This window comes from Aestuariibaculum sediminum, from assembly GCF_014596945.1.
GTDB classification, from domain to species: Bacteria; Bacteroidota; Bacteroidia; order Flavobacteriales; family Flavobacteriaceae; genus Aestuariibaculum; species Aestuariibaculum sediminum.
In genome coordinates this window covers 198,988-216,506 of sequence record NZ_JACVXB010000004.1, presented here as the reverse complement: position 1 = coordinate 216,506, position 17,519 = coordinate 198,988, and the positions used below count along the sequence as shown (strand labels likewise).

General features: G+C 32.8%; 15 protein-coding genes. 10 read left to right on the top strand and 5 right to left on the bottom strand.

Annotated features, from left to right (window positions below; translation table 11 throughout):
• Window positions 1-37: 37 nt before the first annotated feature.
• From ICJ83_RS10970 to folE, 3 genes are all read right to left on the bottom strand, one after another.
• A complete protein-coding gene (locus tag ICJ83_RS10970; protein ID WP_188230441.1) occupies window positions 38-313 on the bottom strand; it encodes a hypothetical protein in 276 nt (91 codons plus the stop codon).
• 1 nt (window position 314) lies between these two features.
• Window positions 315-1,568 (bottom strand): N-acetylmuramoyl-L-alanine amidase, encoded by a 1,254-nt coding sequence (locus ICJ83_RS10965; RefSeq protein WP_188230440.1) that lies wholly within the window; start codon window positions 1,566-1,568, stop codon window positions 315-317.
• 152 nt (window positions 1,569-1,720) lie between these two features.
• Window positions 1,721-2,308 (bottom strand): GTP cyclohydrolase I FolE, encoded by a 588-nt coding sequence (folE, locus tag ICJ83_RS10960; protein WP_188230439.1) that lies wholly within the window; start codon window positions 2,306-2,308, stop codon window positions 1,721-1,723.
• 118 nt (window positions 2,309-2,426) lie between these two features.
• Between folE and ICJ83_RS10955 the strand changes: the two genes are divergently transcribed.
• Window positions 2,427-3,095 carry an ABC transporter ATP-binding protein gene (locus ICJ83_RS10955; protein ID WP_188230438.1) on the top strand — a complete coding sequence of 223 codons (669 nt, stop codon included), beginning with the start codon at window positions 2,427-2,429 and terminating at the stop codon, window positions 3,093-3,095.
• Window positions 3,096-3,145: 50 nt separating this feature from the next.
• Here the strand turns inward: ICJ83_RS10955 and ICJ83_RS10950 are convergent, their stop codons facing one another.
• A complete protein-coding gene (locus ICJ83_RS10950; RefSeq protein WP_188230437.1) occupies window positions 3,146-3,958 on the bottom strand; it encodes a hypothetical protein in 813 nt (270 codons plus the stop codon).
• A gap of 312 nt (window positions 3,959-4,270) precedes the next feature.
• On the opposite strand from ICJ83_RS10950, the gene ICJ83_RS10945 reads away from it, so the two are divergent.
• The 4 genes from ICJ83_RS10945 to ICJ83_RS10930 all read left to right on the top strand — a co-directional run bounded on the left by ICJ83_RS10945 (window position 4,271) and on the right by ICJ83_RS10930 (window position 10,075).
• Window positions 4,271-5,035: a TIGR02757 family protein gene (locus tag ICJ83_RS10945; protein ID WP_188230436.1), complete on the top strand. Its 765-nt coding sequence runs from the start codon at window positions 4,271-4,273 to the stop codon at window positions 5,033-5,035.
• 24 nt (window positions 5,036-5,059) lie between these two features.
• A complete protein-coding gene (locus ICJ83_RS10940) occupies window positions 5,060-6,556 on the top strand; it encodes a S10 family peptidase (protein ID WP_188230435.1) in 1,497 nt (498 codons plus the stop codon).
• Between the two features lie 243 nt (window positions 6,557-6,799).
• The gene (locus tag ICJ83_RS10935) at window positions 6,800-8,278 is read left to right on the top strand and encodes a PhoX family protein (protein WP_188230434.1); all 1,479 of its coding nucleotides are present in this window, start codon (window positions 6,800-6,802) and stop codon (window positions 8,276-8,278) included.
• Between the two features lie 3 nt (window positions 8,279-8,281).
• Window positions 8,282-10,075: a cytochrome-c peroxidase gene (locus ICJ83_RS10930; protein ID WP_188230433.1), complete on the top strand. Its 1,794-nt coding sequence runs from the start codon at window positions 8,282-8,284 to the stop codon at window positions 10,073-10,075.
• Between the two features lie 78 nt (window positions 10,076-10,153).
• Here the strand turns inward: ICJ83_RS10930 and ICJ83_RS10925 are convergent, their stop codons facing one another.
• Window positions 10,154-12,046 carry a M61 family metallopeptidase gene (locus ICJ83_RS10925; protein WP_188230432.1) on the bottom strand — a complete coding sequence of 631 codons (1,893 nt, stop codon included), beginning with the start codon at window positions 12,044-12,046 and terminating at the stop codon, window positions 10,154-10,156.
• A 109-nt stretch (window positions 12,047-12,155) separates the two neighbouring features.
• Between ICJ83_RS10925 and ICJ83_RS10920 the strand changes: the two genes are divergently transcribed.
• The 5 genes from ICJ83_RS10920 to ICJ83_RS10900 all read left to right on the top strand — a co-directional run bounded on the left by ICJ83_RS10920 (window position 12,156) and on the right by ICJ83_RS10900 (window position 17,501).
• On the top strand, window positions 12,156-13,163 hold the full coding sequence (locus ICJ83_RS10920; protein ID WP_188230431.1) for a glycosyltransferase family 2 protein: 1,008 nt from the start codon (window positions 12,156-12,158) through the stop codon (window positions 13,161-13,163).
• 161 nt (window positions 13,164-13,324) lie between these two features.
• Window positions 13,325-15,250 (top strand): BatA domain-containing protein, encoded by a 1,926-nt coding sequence (locus tag ICJ83_RS10915; protein WP_188230430.1) that lies wholly within the window; start codon window positions 13,325-13,327, stop codon window positions 15,248-15,250.
• Window positions 15,247-16,500: a dihydroorotase gene (locus ICJ83_RS10910; RefSeq protein ID WP_188230429.1), complete on the top strand. Its 1,254-nt coding sequence runs from the start codon at window positions 15,247-15,249 to the stop codon at window positions 16,498-16,500. The genes ICJ83_RS10915 and ICJ83_RS10910 overlap by 4 nt, the downstream gene beginning before the upstream one ends.
• A gap of 4 nt (window positions 16,501-16,504) precedes the next feature.
• On the top strand, window positions 16,505-16,843 hold the full coding sequence (locus tag ICJ83_RS10905; protein ID WP_188230428.1) for a hypothetical protein: 339 nt from the start codon (window positions 16,505-16,507) through the stop codon (window positions 16,841-16,843).
• Window position 16,844: 1 nt separating this feature from the next.
• The gene (locus ICJ83_RS10900; RefSeq protein WP_188230427.1) at window positions 16,845-17,501 is read left to right on the top strand and encodes an alpha/beta hydrolase; all 657 of its coding nucleotides are present in this window, start codon (window positions 16,845-16,847) and stop codon (window positions 17,499-17,501) included.
• Window positions 17,502-17,519 lie beyond the last annotated feature (18 nt).

Here is a 17,519-nt window from a genome sequence, read left to right as displayed (position 1 = left end):
AAAAAAAAATCCCTTTCCTTACAGAAAGGGATTTTTTTTATTTTGTCTCTTGGGGTTCTTTTTTAAAAACATAAGTATATAACCACATTAAAGTAAAGGTAGGAATAACATCCAGCCCAGGTACCGCTTCTTCGACAAATGAAACCACACCGGCAATTTTTCCTGGTTTTCCTTTGTATAGTTTGGTCATTAACCAACCTGAGACCGGCGCCCAGACAATATCCGAAAACTCCCCTATTCCAGGAATAAAAAAAGACACATAACCAAGGGCATCAAAAAGAAGTCCAAGGAGTAAAATTTTGTATTTATTCAATTTATTTTATTGTTTTAACAATTTCTTCTGCTATTTTATTTTGACCTTTTTCAGTTAATAACAAATCTTTATCTATTGCGTTCATCATGTTCCCTAAATCAATTAAAACTCCTGGACAATTAATATTTTTCAAGATTTTGAAATTAGCATTTTTAATTTCATTAACCTTAAAATTACCTTCCAGAGTTGAACTCATCTTCTTTGCTAAATTATTCGATTGTTCTTTAAAAACCCCATCTCTGGCAACAAAAATATTCAACCCATGAGTGTTTAAATCATTAACCATGTGAGTGTGTAAGGATATAACAAACTCTGGACTTAAATTATTAATAAATTTTACTCTATTTCCCAAACTTTTAAAATCATCTGAAGTTCTTGTCATTAATATTTCAAAACCTGATTCTTTATAAATGCTCTTTACTTTTTCTGCTATTTTTAAGACAATATCCTTTTCTTTAGATTCGGATGAAATATTCCCAGGATCCACTCCTCCATGCCCTACATCAATAACGATTACTTTTTTTAACTTTCCAACAAAAAAAGGGACTTCAGCAGTTTCTGAGTAATCCCGATAAAAACCAATTCTTTTATCCTTGTTAATAGAATTTAATTGGTTAATAGAATACCTTCCTTTAAAACCATCATTACAATCTACATCATAATCTATAGATTGAAGCAAGCCATTCTCATCAAACTTAACTTCTCTAAAATTAAGTTTAATTCCCTTGTCTTCTAAATTATTTTTAATTGAAACTAGGTTTTCAAGCGTTTGTTCACCTGTAAAAGCAACTTGAATTCTTCCTTTTTTTACTCCGGAATGATTCGTGTCATTTTCAATTTCGGAATAAGAAAATACTTTGTTCTTTTTCGAGCCTTGGGCTTTAATTTCCGATTTAAAAGAAATTAAGCTGACCCCAACAATTAAACATAAAGTCGTTAAAATAGATACTTTTTTCATTGTATTTGTTTTTAAATTAAATAAATCCTTTATAAACCATAAAATGGATGGCTTATTCAATTTTAAACTTTTACTTTCTTCTAAAGCTTCAGCTAAACTTACTGTTTCTTTAAAAAAATCAAATCCTAAAGCTTCTGAAATGACTTTTATTGTATATGCCCTAGGTTGTACTTTACCAGACTCGATTCGCTGAATAGTGCGTGCAGAAATATTACACAAATCGGCAACCTCTTCTTGAGTTAGCCCTTTTGCATTTCTAATTTCAAATAATTGAGTTCCAAAGTCTACAGTTTTCATTCAAATTGAATTTCTAACAAGAATAAATTCATTTTAAAAACATTCAAAAAAATAATCGGGTCTTTCACACGACATTAAAACGACATTACATCACAACTTATTATTAATAAGCAAATTAAGAATCTATTAAATGCAATATATTGTGCTAAAAACTACTTCCCAATAAGCTTTAAAAACTCATTACGAGTTTCTATTTTTTCAAACTGACCGCGAAACCCTGAAGTAGTCGTTAAAGAGTTTTGTTTTTGAACACCTCGCATCATCATACACATATGAGATGCCTCAATTACAACGGCAACCCCTTGCGGATTTAAAGTATCGTTTATGCAGTCTAAAATTTGTTCGGTTAAGCGCTCCTGAACTTGTAAGCGTCTGGCAAAAACATCAACCACTCGTGGTAATTTACTCAACCCCACAATATGGCCATTAGGAATGTAAGCAATATGTGCCTTGCCAAAAAATGGTAATATATGGTGTTCGCACAGGGAATACAATTCAATATCTTTTACAATTACCATTTCGTTGTAACTTTCTTCAAACATGGCTGCTTTTAAAATTTCAACAGGATCCTGATGATAGCCTTGTGTTAAAAACTGCATGGCCTTTGCTGCACGTTCTGGTGTTTTTAAAAGTCCGTCGCGACTGGTATCTTCACCCAATTCCTGGATAATTTTATCATAATTTTGTTTAATACCATCGGTAGTTTCGTCATGGTATTCCTCAAACGATTTATAATGCATTTTTGATTTGTTTTAGAATATTAAATATAGAGTATAAATTGCATTTTGCAATAAAATACAATTCTTAATTGTACAACACGGCTTAATGTAGTAAATTCACGGCTCCTATTACATATCCATGATTAAAGCAAAAAACATACATAAATTTTACAATGATTTAGAAGTTTTAAAAGGTGTAAATTTACATATAAAAAAAGGAGAAGTTGTTTCTATTGTTGGTGCATCTGGGGCCGGTAAAACGACGCTTTTGCAAATTTTAAGTACACTTGATAAAGCCGCATCTAATAACGACTATCAACTTACTATTAATGGCGTAGAAATAGCTAATTTAAAAGACAAGGCTTTAGCTAAATTTAGAAATGAACACATTGGCTTTATTTTTCAGTTTCATCAATTATTACCCGAATTTTCTGCTTTAGAAAATGTTTGTCTTCCCGCTTTCATTAAAGGCACAAAAAAGGCAGATGCCGAAAAACGAGCCAAAGAACTTCTTAATTTTCTTGGTTTATCGCATCGATACAATCATAAACCAAATGAGCTTTCAGGAGGAGAACAACAGCGTGTAGCTGTTGCCAGAGCATTAATTAATAATCCAGATTTAATTTTTGCTGATGAACCTTCAGGAAATTTAGACAGCGAAACGGCCGAAAATCTGCATAGTCTTTTTTTTAAACTTCGTGATGAATTTGGACAAACCTTTGTGATTGTAACACATAACGAAGAACTAGCCAATCTCGCTGACAGAAAACTGGTTATGGTTGATGGAAATATCACTGATGAACAATAAAAAAAGGCTTATTGAAATTCAATAAGCCTTTTTTTATCTTTTTTGAAAAACTAATTCTGCATAGGGAACGTCTTTCCTAGGATGGTAACCGTTCCGTTAGTATAATTTAATTTTATATCCTGAATATCGGCAACATCGACATCTATTATACCTGATTCGATGTTGCGTGGTAATAATACAAAATGTAAAGGAACTTCGGTTGTTAAAGTATAATCTATTCCTTTAGAGCTTGTACCACTTTGCATACCATCAAGTACATACTGATCGTCCCAAATATTAAATGGAGTGTCGCTACCTACTACCCAAGTTCTTGTGGATTCTTCAGAATAATTAATAGTTCCCCCGGAAGGTGTTGTGATCATTCCATTTTCAACTAAAACACTATATTCCAAATGTCCTTCATTGTTCTCACCCAAATTTTTCACATAATGGGTTCCCTCAACTTTATAATCGTTATGATAATAATTATTAAATGTAGCTGTATGTTCACTTTCTGGAATGCCATACCAATTTGTAGAAATAACAGTTACTACACCTTTACGAGTAACACCATCTTTACATAATACACCATCTTGATAATCGATAGTTATGGTTTTAGGAAACGTTGTTAAATCTAATGGAGTAACAGTAATTAACACCTCCTCTACACTTGCTTGCAATGATTTTGAACTAATCGCAATAGACTTTTCTGAGGCTAATATGGCATCACCACTATTATTCCCTACATCCTGAAATACTTTGTTAACAGTAGCATACTCATTTAAAGCTTCAAGAGCTACTGCTGTATCGATCGTACTTTTCACACTGTCTTCATTACAACTAACTAGTATGATAGTTATAATTGGAAGGATAAACTTTTTCATATGTTAATGGTTTTTTGAGGTTTTAAATCAAAAAGATATCTTATCAAACAATTGTTAATTAACAACTTAACTCTTTATCGAAGTATATCTTTTTTACAATTTTTTGCGAGACTAATTAACGGCATAATTTTCATATCAAACATACATTAAGCCTAATTTTTTACATTTTAAAGTGTTTTTATGTATTTCATCGATAAACAGAAATCGATAAGCGCAATATTTCATGAAGCTTTTAACATATCTATAATAATGTGTTTTACTTATTATTGGTATTTTTGGGCACATTAATCCCAAATAAAAGGATATTAAATCTTGAGGACTTCCGAACTTAAAGACTTTCTTGATGCAAAAGTTGAACAATATAACAATCCACGGTTTATAGAAACCGACCCCATTCAAATCCCACATCTTTTTACTAAAAAAGAGGATATCGAAATTGCTGGGTTTTTAACGGCAACCATAGCCTGGGGCAATAGAAAAAGCATTATTAATAATGCTAAAAAATTAATGACTATGCTTGATAATAGTCCTTATGAATTTGTTTTACATCATTCTAACAAAGATTTAGAGCGACTACTTCCTTTTGTACATCGTACATTTAATGGTGATGACGCTATTCAGTTTATAAAAAGTTTAAACCATATTTATACAAAATATAAAGGACTGGAAGATGTGTTTTCTAAACATTGTACTCCGGATTCTGTTCAAACATCTATTTCTCATTTCAAAAGCATCTTTTTTGAAATAGATCATTTACCACGCACCCAAAAACATATTAGTGATCCATTAAAAAACTCGGCAGCTAAGCGAATAAACATGTTTTTACGTTGGATGGTAAGACCCAATAACACAGGCGTTGATTTAGGTATTTGGGATAAAATTTCGACCGCGCAATTGTCTTGTCCTTTAGACGTGCATTCAGGTAATGTAGCCAGAAAACTAGGCATTTTAAAAAGAAAACAAAACGATGCAAAAGCGCTTTTAGAGCTAGATTCTGGATTACGAGCCTTTGATTCTAATGACCCTGTAAAATACGATTTTGCGCTTTTTGGTTTAGGCGTATTTGAAGATTTTTAAAATATAAAAACAATAAAATTAACAATGAAAACACTATTCTCTTTTATTCTGACTTTTACTTTACTTTCGGTATTTGCTCAAAGCAGAACAATTCCTGCCGATACTACCGTAATTACAACCGACACTGCTATCATTAATGGTAAAAGTTTTGAGTATACGGCAACAACAGGCACACAACCTGTTTGGAATGCACAAAACGAACCTATTGCAAGCCTATTTTATACCTATTACGAGCGTAACGATATAAAAGATAAAGCGAATCGTCCTCTAGTTATTTCTTTTAATGGCGGACCAGGTTCAGCTTCCGTTTGGATGCATATTGCTTATACTGGGCCTAAAATATTAAACCTTGATGATGAAGGTTTTCCTGTGCAACCTTATGGCATAAAAAACAATCCTCATTCTATCTTAGACGTAGCAGATATAGTCTATGTAAACCCTGTAAATACTGGCTATTCGAGAATGATCAAAAACAAAGAAGGCAAACTACCTAAGCGTGAAACATTTTTTGGTATTAATGCTGATATAAGTTATTTAGCAGAATGGATTAACACTTTCGTTACCAGAAAAAATCGTTGGGAGTCACCTAAATATCTAATAGGTGAAAGTTATGGTGGAACTCGGGTAATGGGATTGGCAAATGCTTTACAAAATAACCAATGGATGTACCTCAATGGTGTTATTTTAGTTTCACCTGCCGATTATAAATCTTATAATACAGGACAACCAGAGTATTCAGCTTTAAATCTACCTTATTTCGCAGCTACAGCCTGGTACCACAAAAGGTTACCTTTAGACTTACAACAAAAAGACTTACTGGAAGTTTTACCAGAAGTTGAAAACTTTGCCATTAACCAACTAATGCCTGCCATTGCTAAAGGTGGATTTATTTCAGATAATGAGAAAAATACAATTGCTGAGACCTACGCAAAATATTCAGGGCTAAGTAAAACCGATATTCTTCAACATAATTTAAATATCCCTAATAGCTTTTTCTGGAAAGATTTATTACGTCATGAAACAGGTCACATTATTGGACGATTAGATTCGAGATATTTGGGACTTGATAAAACCGAAGCTGGAGTTTCTCCAGATTACAGTCCGGAATTAACAACTTGGAATCACGCCTTTACGCCTGCCATTAATTATTATATAAGAGAACATTTAAACTTTAAAACGGATGTAAAATATAACATGTTTGGAAATGTTCATCCATGGGATAATAGCAACGATAATACCAGAGATGGTTTAAGACAGGCGATGGCTCAAAACCCGTATTTAAAAGTATTGGTACAATCTGGGTATTACGATGGTGCTACAACTTATTTTGGTGCCAAATACACGATGTGGCAAGTTGACCCTAGTGGTAAAATGAAAGACCGCTTCACTTACAAAGGATACCGAAGTGGACATATGATGTATATTAGAAATGAAGACTTGAAAAAAGCGAATAACGATTTGCGTACCTTTATAAATAACTCATTATCGAAAGGAGAATCAGCGAAATATACTGTCGAGTAAACACCTTTTTTCTCTTAAATAAAAAGCGATATACCATGTTTAAATGGTCTATCGCTTTTTTTATTCCTATCTGGTAAGAAAACATAATTATAAATTCCTTAGAATCAATATAAATATTCAACATTACTTTACATTCATAACATTGCAATAACTATATCTTCATTCAATGCCAATAATTGCTTAACACGATTGCTGATTAATCAGTATAATTTTACCACAAATTAATTCACTAAATTTTTAAAAATGAAAAAAGTAATCGCATTAACAGTTTCATCCCTCGCGGTTTTAACATCGTGTAATAATGATGCTACAGAAGATATTTCTGTAAATAGTACTTTAAAACTTAAAAACCAAGACGATATTGAATTCGTTAATCGCTCGGTAACCCCTAGTTTTTTAGATGTAAAACCAGGATTTAATCATATTTCAGTAACCACATTATTGTCTTCTGAAGACGTTTTACAACAATCTGAAGAATTTGTTTATGGAAGTATGGCTGATGGTGCTGGCCTTATCAAAGAAAACAACGGGAAATACACGTTAATTAATAATATAGAAGCCGATTATTCGATAGCAAGAATTACTTTCGATAAAACGTTTAAACCAGTTCGTGGCGAGTATATCTTAAACGCGGAAGCTACAGCCAACACAGCACAATGTTCAGGGTCACTTATTACTCCTGAAGAGCATGGATTTGGACCTTTATACCTTTCTGGTGGTGAATGGGGTGGATCTTCTAAAGGCGTATTTTTAACCAATCCTTATAAAAAAGAAAAAGATGCCAGTGCATTTCAAATGCTTTCAGCTTTCGGACAATGGTCTACAGAAAATGCAGTTGTAATTGGACAGAATGCATATCCAGGGAAAACCGTTGCTTTTATTGGTGACGACCATTCTGATAACAGTGTGCCATCAGGACAATTAGGTATGTACGTTGGTGATCACGGTGACTTATATGGGGGGCAACTTTACGGTTTAAAAGTAACAGGAATGTCAAACGATTCTGAAGTGGCCATGATTGAAGGTCAAGAATACCCTGTTGAATTTGTAGAACTTAACGAAACAAATATCGATTTATTAGATGCCGAATGTAAAGCAAAAGGCGTTATGGGATTCTCTAGACTTGAAGATATTGATTGGAGACGTGGTTCTGAAGCTAATAACCGTGAATTATATTTTTGCGTTACCGGAAGAAAAAGACCTTCGTTAGAAGGACTTGGAACCCAATATGGTCGTGTTTACAAAGTAGTATTAAACGAAAACGACCCTACACAACCAGGAACAATAACATGTATTTTAGATGGTGATAAAAACGATGGCATTGCTAAAATGTTCCACAGTCCGGATAATATATTAGCTACTGAAAATTACCTATATATACAAGAAGATCCTAATGGGTATTTCGACGGTCCAAATAGACAACATTTTGCCCAATTATATCAGTATAACCTTAATACAGGTGAATTAAAAACCGTTTTAGAATGTGATCAAACTGCCGCTGAAGCTGCAGGATACGGCACAACAAACAGCACTTGGGAACTTACAGGTATGATAGATGTTTCGGATGTTGTAAACAAAGAAGGAACCTTCCTATTAATTACTCAAAATCATGGTTGGGAACCTGCCGATGGTTCCTCATTTACCGATCCTAACGCAAACCCTGATTTAGAAAACAGAAAAGAAGGTAGTGTACTTTATTTAATAAATGGATTAGAAAGATAAACAATGCAAAAAATAGCATTAATACTACAAAAGGCACGCGTTTTTTACGTGTGTCTTTTTATAATTTTTACCGTTTCCTGCAAAAAGCAACAATCGACTAAAGTTGTTTCGGAAACGCCATTAGAAACAGTAACCAAATATTATAAATCGAATTTAAATTTAAGCTTAAGGCACCTGGACAGTTTATCGGTAACTAATAATTTTAAAGAAGCCGAAAAGCAATATAAACTGGCACGAAAATATTTTAAAATTTGTGAACCCATTTTAGCCTTCGTTGATGCCGAAAATTACAAAGCATTGAACCAGCCTAATATTTTAAAAATTGAGGAAGAAGACGCTACCGACATTAAAATTTTGAACCCTTTTGGTTTTCAAGTTCTCGAAGAAACTCTTTACGACGAAAACTATAATCAGGAAACCTTAATAAACGTTTGTAAGAAGACTAAAAATCGATTAAATTTAGTATTCAACAATACATTTTTAAACTTTAAGGATTACCATGTTTTATGGCTAATTCGCGATGAAATTGCACGTATTGCATTAACTGGTATTACTGGTTTTGATTCACCAGTCTTGGAACAATCTTTAAAGGAAGCGATATTTTCTTATAACGCAATCGCCGAAATTTTAACAATTTATGGTAATCGGTTCTCTTCAAAAACTCTAATAGATAACTGGCGTTTGGAAATTGAAAAAACTATAAAAGATTTAGATTCCGATTTTGAATCTTTCGATCGTTACAGTTTCATAAAATATCACACGCATAAACAATTGGAATTATTAAATGACACCAAAAAAGACTGGCAACTGGAATTTCCTTTAAAATTGGCTTTTAACCATAATATAACTTCGCTGTTTTCAAATAACACCTTCAATATTAGTTATTTTTCAAGTGAACAATTTGATAGTCTTCCTAAGGAAAGAATTAAATTAGGAAACCAACTTTTTAGAGAAAAAGCATTATCAAAAAACAACACAGTAAGTTGTGCCACGTGTCATAAAAAAGACAAGTATTTCACTGATGGTTTACCTATTTCAAAGGGCGTTACAAGAAATAGCCCTACCCTGCTTTATTCGGCATTACAAAAAAGCTTTTTTTATGATAACCGTGCCGGAAGTTTAGAGGGGCAAATTGTAGCTGTGGTGGAGAATAAAAATGAATTTCATTCAGATTTAAAACATATGGAACAGGTTGTTAGCAAAAACCCGGAATATGTGAATCAGTTTAAAAAAGTATATAAAGATTCGGTGACAGAAAACCACATTCGTAATGCAATAGCAACGTACATACGTAGTTTAACGCCTTTTAACTCGAAATTTGATAACAATATAAATGGTAAAATAAACTCTTTAACCGATGCCGAAAAACGTGGTTTTAATTTGTTTACTGGTAAAGCTAAATGTGCTACCTGTCATTTTCCTCCAACTTTTAATGGTACGGTTCCCGTTTTATATAAAGAAAGTGAAATGGAATTAATTGGAGTACCTAAAAATAAAGATACCATACATGCTGAATTAGATAGCGATACGGGACGCTTTATGGTTTTCAATACCGAAGAAAAGAAACACTTTTTTAAAACACCTACCGTTAGAAATATTGCTAAAACAGCTCCCTACATGCACAACGGTGTTTATACGACTTTAAAAGAAGTCATAGATTTTTATAACCGTGGTGGCGGCATCGGACTTGGAATCGAGCTTGAGCACCAAACCCTTCCTGCCGATAAACTCAATTTAAACGCGAAAGAAATGGATGATTTAATTGCTTTTATGGAAAGCTTAACCGATACTATTTAGCATCATTAGACAAATCTCAAAAACAAAATCCCGTTAGATTTCTCTAACGGGATTTTATGATATTATAAATATCTATTTTTAGCCTTTTAACCACGCCTCACGAAGCTTTTTTTGTGCTTCAGTGGCATTAGGCATTTCATTAAGACCTTCACCAGTGGTATAAGATTGTGTTGTAGTTGTTTTAATATTAACAGATTCTCCTTGTCTGTCTAGTTCCACTTCAATATCTTCTCCTGGCGACCAACTAAACATTTCCTGTAAAAGTTGGTTTGCATTTTGCATTGTTAATTCCTTACCATTAATAGTTTTTAATACATCCCCAGGCTCTACACCTTGGTCGTTCCAGAAACTGTTGTCCTTTACCATGTCACTAAAAAATATTTTTCCTGCTTGTGGATTAGCTTCAAAAATTAAATTTGCACCATTAAACACATAATTTGTTTCTATTTTACCCTCGCTTAACTCTAAACCAATTTTATTTAAAAAATCATTATAATCTATGGGCGTATCACCAATAACATGGGTATCGAAAAATGAACGTAACGAAGGATAAGTCATGGCTACAATTTCATCGATTAATTTATCGTCTTCAAAAGGTTTGTTTTTACCATATTTATTCGACAATTCTTTCATTAACGATAAAATACCACGTTGACCATTACTTTCTTCACGAAGCATAATATCAATGCACATGCCTATTAAAGCGCCTTTTTGATACACGTTTACGTATTGATCTTTATAAGGGTCTTTTAATACATTTTCACTCATAATGGTAAAACTCATCGCATCATTCATGTTTTTTGAAGCTTGAATTTTCTGCATGATTTTATTGTAAAATTCCGATTCGTCCACTAAATCTTGATTAACCTGAAATAAGGTTGCAAAATATTCGGTTACCCCTTCATACATCCATAAATGCTTTGAAAAAGTTGGGTTGTTATAGTCGAAATAATGAACATCTTCAGAGTGAACACTTAAAGGTGTTACGATGTGGAAGAATTCATGCGAGACAACATCAATCATACTTTCTGCCAAAGCCTCATCCGGGTACGCTTCAGGAAGGACAACTACTGTAGACGTGTGATGCTCTAATGCGCCAAAACCTTTTGGTGATTCTGGTAAACCTTCCGATAAATAAAGGAATATATCATAACGTGGTGTCGAATTAATATCTCCTAAAAATGCCTTCTGCGCTTTCATCATTTTATACATGGTTTCTTTCAATGATGCTGCCGAATGAACTTTATTTGGTGAATATACACTCAAGACGATTTTAATATCTCCAACTTGGAATTCTTCAACCGTTAAGTTTCCATAAAACATTGGGTTGTCGGTAATATCAAAATAACGAGGTGCGTAATAGTTTGTAGTTACTGTTTTTCCGTCGTCACTGGTTTTTGTCGATACCTGTTGCAAAGCCGAACTTCTAACAAAACTCGCAGGAGATGTTATGGTTAAATTATACTGATTATTCTTTAAAGAATCGAAATAGCCGATAAACCCATGTAAATTAAGAACGTCATTTGTTGGCTCTATATTAGTGCCTGCTGGTGAAAAAGGTTGTTCTTCACCAATACCACCTACTTCTTCGATATCGAAAGTATCATTAACCAAATAAGTTATTTTATCCAGTTTTTTAGCATTGGTAATAGTCCATGAATTTTCGTCTATTTTTTCAACTGGTATTTCATTACCATCGTAATCAAATGCTTTAAAGTTATCGACGTACTTGCCAAAATCACTTACCGAATAGGTTCCTTGTACCACTCGAGGTAATCTGTAAGTTACAGTTTCATTGGTAAAGCGTCCTGGATTAATAGTTACCGGAGCTTTATCGTCTACAATTTGGGTTAAATTTATTGACGTTTGAATTGGTGTGTTAATTGCCAAATCGTTTTTTGTGTTTTTTGAAGTACCACAACTTGCCATTAAAATAGCCGCCATTAACGCGGTTATAGGTTTTGTATTCATGAATTAGTTTTTTTTATACAATTACATAAGTGACGTCCAAAATACTATTTATGTTACACATCATGTTCATAAGGTTTTGTTAAAATGATGATTTACGTATATTCGCCCTATGGATGAGCCACTTATTAGTATACTTACACCTTTCAAAAATACCGAACAATTTCTTACGAATTGCATAGAATCTATAATAAATCAAACCTATACCAACTGGGAATTAATTATTATTGACGACGGTTCTAGTGATGGGAGCTACGATTTAGTGAAGACATTTGCCGGTAAAGATCCTAGAATAAAACTTTTTAAAAACGAAGGCAAAGGTATTATCCAAGCCTTACGTATGGCTTTTAAATTGAGTACAGGGGTATATATTACACGTATGGACAGCGACGATATAATGCCTGAAACTAAATTAGAAATTTTACTTTCTAATCTAAAAAAATACGGAAAGCAACATGTAGCAACTGGTTTGGTTAATTACTTTTCAAAAGAAGGTATTAGCGATGGTTATAATAAATATGAAAATTGGTTAAACAAACTCACTAAAACAGGAGAGAATTATAGTGAAATATACAAGGAATGTGTTATAGCTTCGCCATGTTGGATGATTCATCGCGAAGATTTAATAAAATGCGACGCTTTTAATCCAAATCGGTATCCCGAAGATTATGATTTGGTTTTCAGGTTTTACAAACACCAGTTCCATATTATTCCGTGTAAACAGGTGTTGCATTACTGGCGTGATTACCAAACCCGTACCTCTCGAACACACGATAACTATGCAGAGAATACTTTCCTGGATATTAAAATGCATTATTTTCTGGAACTAGATTTTGATAAAAGCAGACCTCTTGTTATTTGGGGGGCTGGATGGAAAGGAAAAACCATAGCTAAAACCCTTATTAATAAAAACATTCCATTTGAATGGATTTGCGACAATCCAAAAAAAATAGGTAAACATATTTACAATCAGGAAATGAAGCCTTTTACCTACTTAAAGACCATTGTTAAACCCCAAAGTATTGTAACCGTTGCAAACCCAAAAGCACAAATTGAAATAACAAATTATTTTAAAACACATAATATGCATCCCATGACGGATTATTTTTTCTTTTGTTAAGTTAATGTTGTTGTAAACAACTCGGTAATAAAGTACAAAATACAATTATTAAAAACGGACTTAAATTATAGTTACTTATAACTAACTTATAAATTTATTCATAACTAATTTTCGAAGTTAAAAATTTTAATATCTTTGAAATTGATGCTAAAATGCCATGTATGCAGTTTAAACACCCCGAACTTCTTTACGCTTTATTTTTACTGCTCATACCTGTTATTATTCATTTGTTTCAGCTCCGTAAATTTCAAAAAATTGATTTTACGAATGTGGCATTCTTAAAGCGTGTTACTATAGAAACACGTAAAAGTTCTCAAATTAAGAAATGGTTAGTCTTAATGACTCGATTACTACTTCTTGCCTGCATAATTTTTGCTTTTGCGCAACCATTTACATCAAAAAAAAGTAATTTTAACACTAAACAAGAAACGGTTATCTATTTAGATAATTCGTTTAGTATGCAAATTAAAGGGAATAATGGCGAACTATTAAAAAGAGCTATTCAAGACATTATAGCCAATACCTCAGAGGATGAAACGTTTTCTATTTTAACCAATGATAAAACTTTTAGAAACACGACGATTAAAGCAATTAAAAACGATTTGCTTCAATTAAACTATACGGCCAATTCCTTAACACCTGAGGCTGCGTTATTAAAAAGTAAAACGCTATTTAGTAAACAAAAGGATGTCTTAAAAAACCTTATTTTTATTTCTGATTTTCAACAGAGCGAATCTAACTTCACGCTAAAAACCGATAGTATAACACAATATCACTTTGTTAAATTAAACCCGGTAAATAATAACAATACAGCTATTGATAGCGCATATATTTCGGAACGAAACACAACTGCAATAACCTTAAATGTTATTTTAAAGAATAGCGGCAAGACAATTGATAATCTACCTATTTCACTATATAACAACGATAAACTTATCGCCAAAACCTCAGTTTCGATTGCTAATACTGCCGAAACCACATTTTCACTTCCAGTTAACGAAGTTATTAATGGTAAAATCACTATTGAAGATGCCGGTTTGCAATTTGATAATACATTATATTTTAACATTAATGAACCTTCAAAAATTAATGTGTTGGTTATCAATGATACTGACGATGATTTTTTACAACGTATTTATACTAACGACGAGTTTAACTATACTTCAGTGTTAGAAAATCAATTAAATTATAACGATATTGACAAACAACAACTTATTATATTAAATGAACTAAACAACATTCCAAACGCTCTAATAGCTGCTTTAAAATCCTTTTCCAGTCAGGGTGGTTCACTTTTAATAATTCCTTCAAATGAAGCAAATTTAAATTCATACAATGCGCTTTTAAGTCATTTTGGATCAAATTTAAACGCCTTAGTAAACGCTGAAAAACGCATTACAAAAATTAAGTATGCACATCCGCTTTACAATAATGGTGTCTTTGAAAAACAAGTGACTAATTTTCAATACCCTGTTAGTAATAATTTCTATACCATGTCTTCAAATAACGCTGCGGTAGCTTTAGAATATGAAGATGGAAAACCCTTTTTATTCAGTAATAATGCCACATATATTTTTACGTCTTCATTACAAAAAGACCACTCGAATTTTAAACGTTCTCCTTTAATCGTACCAACACTCTACAATATTGGGAAATTCAGTCTTAAATTTCCCAAATTATATTATACCATAGGAGCTAATAACACTTTCGATATTGTTACAACTTTACAACAAGATGATATTTTAGCCTTGGTGAAAGATGATATAAGCATTATTCCTAGGCAACAATATTTTAATAATAAAGTGGTAATTACCACCTCCGAGACACCAAACAAAGCCCATATTTATGGCGTTTTAAATAATAAAGAAACCTTAAAAAAGGTAAGTTATAATTACGACCGGAAAGAAAGTAACCTGAACTACATGACCTTAGCACCGGCAAATAATTTAACGCTAAGTGATTCCATAGCCGAAATATTCGATAACATAAAAAGTGATACAAAAGTTAATGCCTTATGGAAATGGTTTGTTATTTTTGCACTAGCATTTTTGATTATCGAAATGGGCATCTTAAAATACTTTAAATGAACATACTTATAAAATCTGCCACCATTATAGATCCGCAAAGTGAGTATCACAACAAAACTCAGGATGTATTAATTGAAAATGGTGTCATTACCAAGATTGAAAGTAACCTTAAAAATCCAGGGAATTACCAAGAAATATCACTAGACAATCTGCATATCTCGCAAGGGTGGTTTGACAGTAGCGTGTGTTTCGGCGAACCAGGATTTGAAGAACGCGACACCATAACTAATGGTTTAAAAACTGCAGCCGCGTCTGGATTTACTGCGGTTGCCATGAATGCAAATACCAACCCTGTTATAGATTGTAATTCGGATGTTACATTTGCTAAAACAAAAGCCAAAAATCATGCTACAAAACTACTTCCTGTAGGCGCTTTAACGGTAAAAAGTGAAGGTGTTGATTTAGCCGAATTATATGATATGAATACGGCTGGAGCAGTTGCTTTTTATGATTATAAAAAATCAATTTCAAATCCAAACCTAATGAAAATTGCATTGCAATACGCAGCAAATTTTAATGGTTTAGTATGTTCTTTTCCGCAGGAAAATAAAGTCGTGGGGCATGGTGTTATGAACGAACATATAACGAGCACTAAATTAGGATTAAAAGGTATTCCTGCCTTAGCAGAAGAATTACAAGTAGCGCGTGATTTGTTCCTTTTAGAATACACTGGAGGTAAATTACACATTCCAACCATTTCTACTAAAAAATCGGTCGCATTAATTAGAGAAGCTAAAGCCAAAAGCTTAGATGTAACCTGCAGTGTAGCTATTCATAACCTATACTTTACCGATAATGCTCTAACCGAATTTGACACCAATTTTAAAGTATTACCACCATTAAGAACTCCAGACGATGTTGAAGCTTTAATAGAGGGTTTAAAAGACGGAACTATAGACATGGTTACCAGCGACCACAACCCGTTAGATGTTGAACATAAGAAAATTGAATTTGATCATGCTGCTTATGGAACCATTGGTTTAGAATCTGCATTTGGAGCCTTACAAACCCTTTTCGATACCGAACACGTAATAAAATTTTTAACCCAAGGAAAAGAACGCTTTGGAATTATACCACATTCTATTGCTGTTGGTAATACCGTGAATATATCATTATTCAATCCGAATACTGAATACATATTTTCTAAAAACCATATCGTTTCAAAATCAGGAAACGCAATTTTTTATAACGAAACTTTAAAAGGACAGGTTTACGGTGTTATAGCAAACAATCAAGTAAGTTTAAATTAGAATAATGACAAATCAAGATATAGAAAAAGGTCGTAAAAACGCAATAATCAGTTATATTACCATATTCGGAGTAATAATTGCCTATTTTTTAAATAATGAAGATGATAAAAAAAGTTCGTTTGCAAGTTTTCATATCAGACAGTCTTTAGGTTTGTGGCTTACATTCTGGGCTTTAGGTTATCCTGTTGGTAGTTTTGATAGTTGGATGGTAAGTTCAGCCTTTTACATTTTTATTACCATACTTATCATTTACGGTTTATCTGGTGCTATTGCAAAAAAAGCAACTATGGTTCCGTTAGTTGGTACATTTTATCAAAAATTATTCGCAAACCTAGGCAAATAAAATGACGAATTCAGAACTTTCCTTATACCACATTACAAGACCTTCTTCTCTAAAAGAGAATGCGCCATTATTAATTATGATGCATGGTTATGGTAGCGATGAAGACGATTTATTTTCTTTTGCCTCAGAATTACCTGAAGAATTATTTATCATTTCTGTTAAAGCACCTTATCCACTTCAGCCATACGGAAACGCATGGTATGCTATTAATTTCGATGCCGAAAAAGGCAAATGGAATGATAATATTCAGGCTGCACAATCGCGTGATTTAATTGCTAAATTTATTGACGAAGCAGTGCAAACCTATCCTGTAAATAAAGAAAATGTAACACTTTTAGGTTTTAGTCAAGGGAGTATTTTAAGTTATGCTGTCGCACTTAATTACCCCGATAAAATTAAAAACGTAATTGCTTTAAGTGGTTATATAAATAAAGAGATTTTACCAGAATCGGTAAATGATACAAATTATAGTAATCTAAATTTTTATTGTTCACATGGTAGTGCCGACCAAGTGATTCCAGTAGATTGGGCGAGACAGACAGCACCTTTTTTAGAACAATTAAATATTAATCACAAATATTCGGAGTTTCCTGTTGGACATGGTGTTGCCCCACAAAACTTCTTCGAATTTAAAGATTGGTTAAAAGACAAAATTTAATCATCACATATAAAAGAA

Coding starts and splice junctions, on each gene's coding strand:
- ICJ83_RS10965 (WP_188230440.1), bottom strand. CDS start 1,568: ATGAAAACTGTAGACTTTGGAACTCAATTATTTGAAATTAGAAATGCA.
- folE (WP_188230439.1), bottom strand. CDS start 2,308: ATGCATTATAAATCGTTTGAGGAATACCATGACGAAACTACCGATGGT.
- ICJ83_RS10955 (WP_188230438.1), top strand. CDS start 2,427: ATGATTAAAGCAAAAAACATACATAAATTTTACAATGATTTAGAAGTT.
- ICJ83_RS10950 (WP_188230437.1), bottom strand. CDS start 3,958: ATGAAAAAGTTTATCCTTCCAATTATAACTATCATACTAGTTAGTTGT.
- ICJ83_RS10940 (WP_188230435.1), top strand. CDS start 5,060: ATGAAAACACTATTCTCTTTTATTCTGACTTTTACTTTACTTTCGGTA.
- ICJ83_RS10935 (WP_188230434.1), top strand. CDS start 6,800: ATGAAAAAAGTAATCGCATTAACAGTTTCATCCCTCGCGGTTTTAACA.
- ICJ83_RS10930 (WP_188230433.1), top strand. CDS start 8,282: ATGCAAAAAATAGCATTAATACTACAAAAGGCACGCGTTTTTTACGTG.
- ICJ83_RS10925 (WP_188230432.1), bottom strand. CDS start 12,046: ATGAATACAAAACCTATAACCGCGTTAATGGCGGCTATTTTAATGGCA.
- ICJ83_RS10920 (WP_188230431.1), top strand. CDS start 12,156: ATGGATGAGCCACTTATTAGTATACTTACACCTTTCAAAAATACCGAA.
- ICJ83_RS10915 (WP_188230430.1), top strand. CDS start 13,325: ATGCAGTTTAAACACCCCGAACTTCTTTACGCTTTATTTTTACTGCTC.
- ICJ83_RS10910 (WP_188230429.1), top strand. CDS start 15,247: ATGAACATACTTATAAAATCTGCCACCATTATAGATCCGCAAAGTGAG.
- ICJ83_RS10905 (WP_188230428.1), top strand. CDS start 16,505: ATGACAAATCAAGATATAGAAAAAGGTCGTAAAAACGCAATAATCAGT.
- ICJ83_RS10900 (WP_188230427.1), top strand. CDS start 16,845: ATGACGAATTCAGAACTTTCCTTATACCACATTACAAGACCTTCTTCT.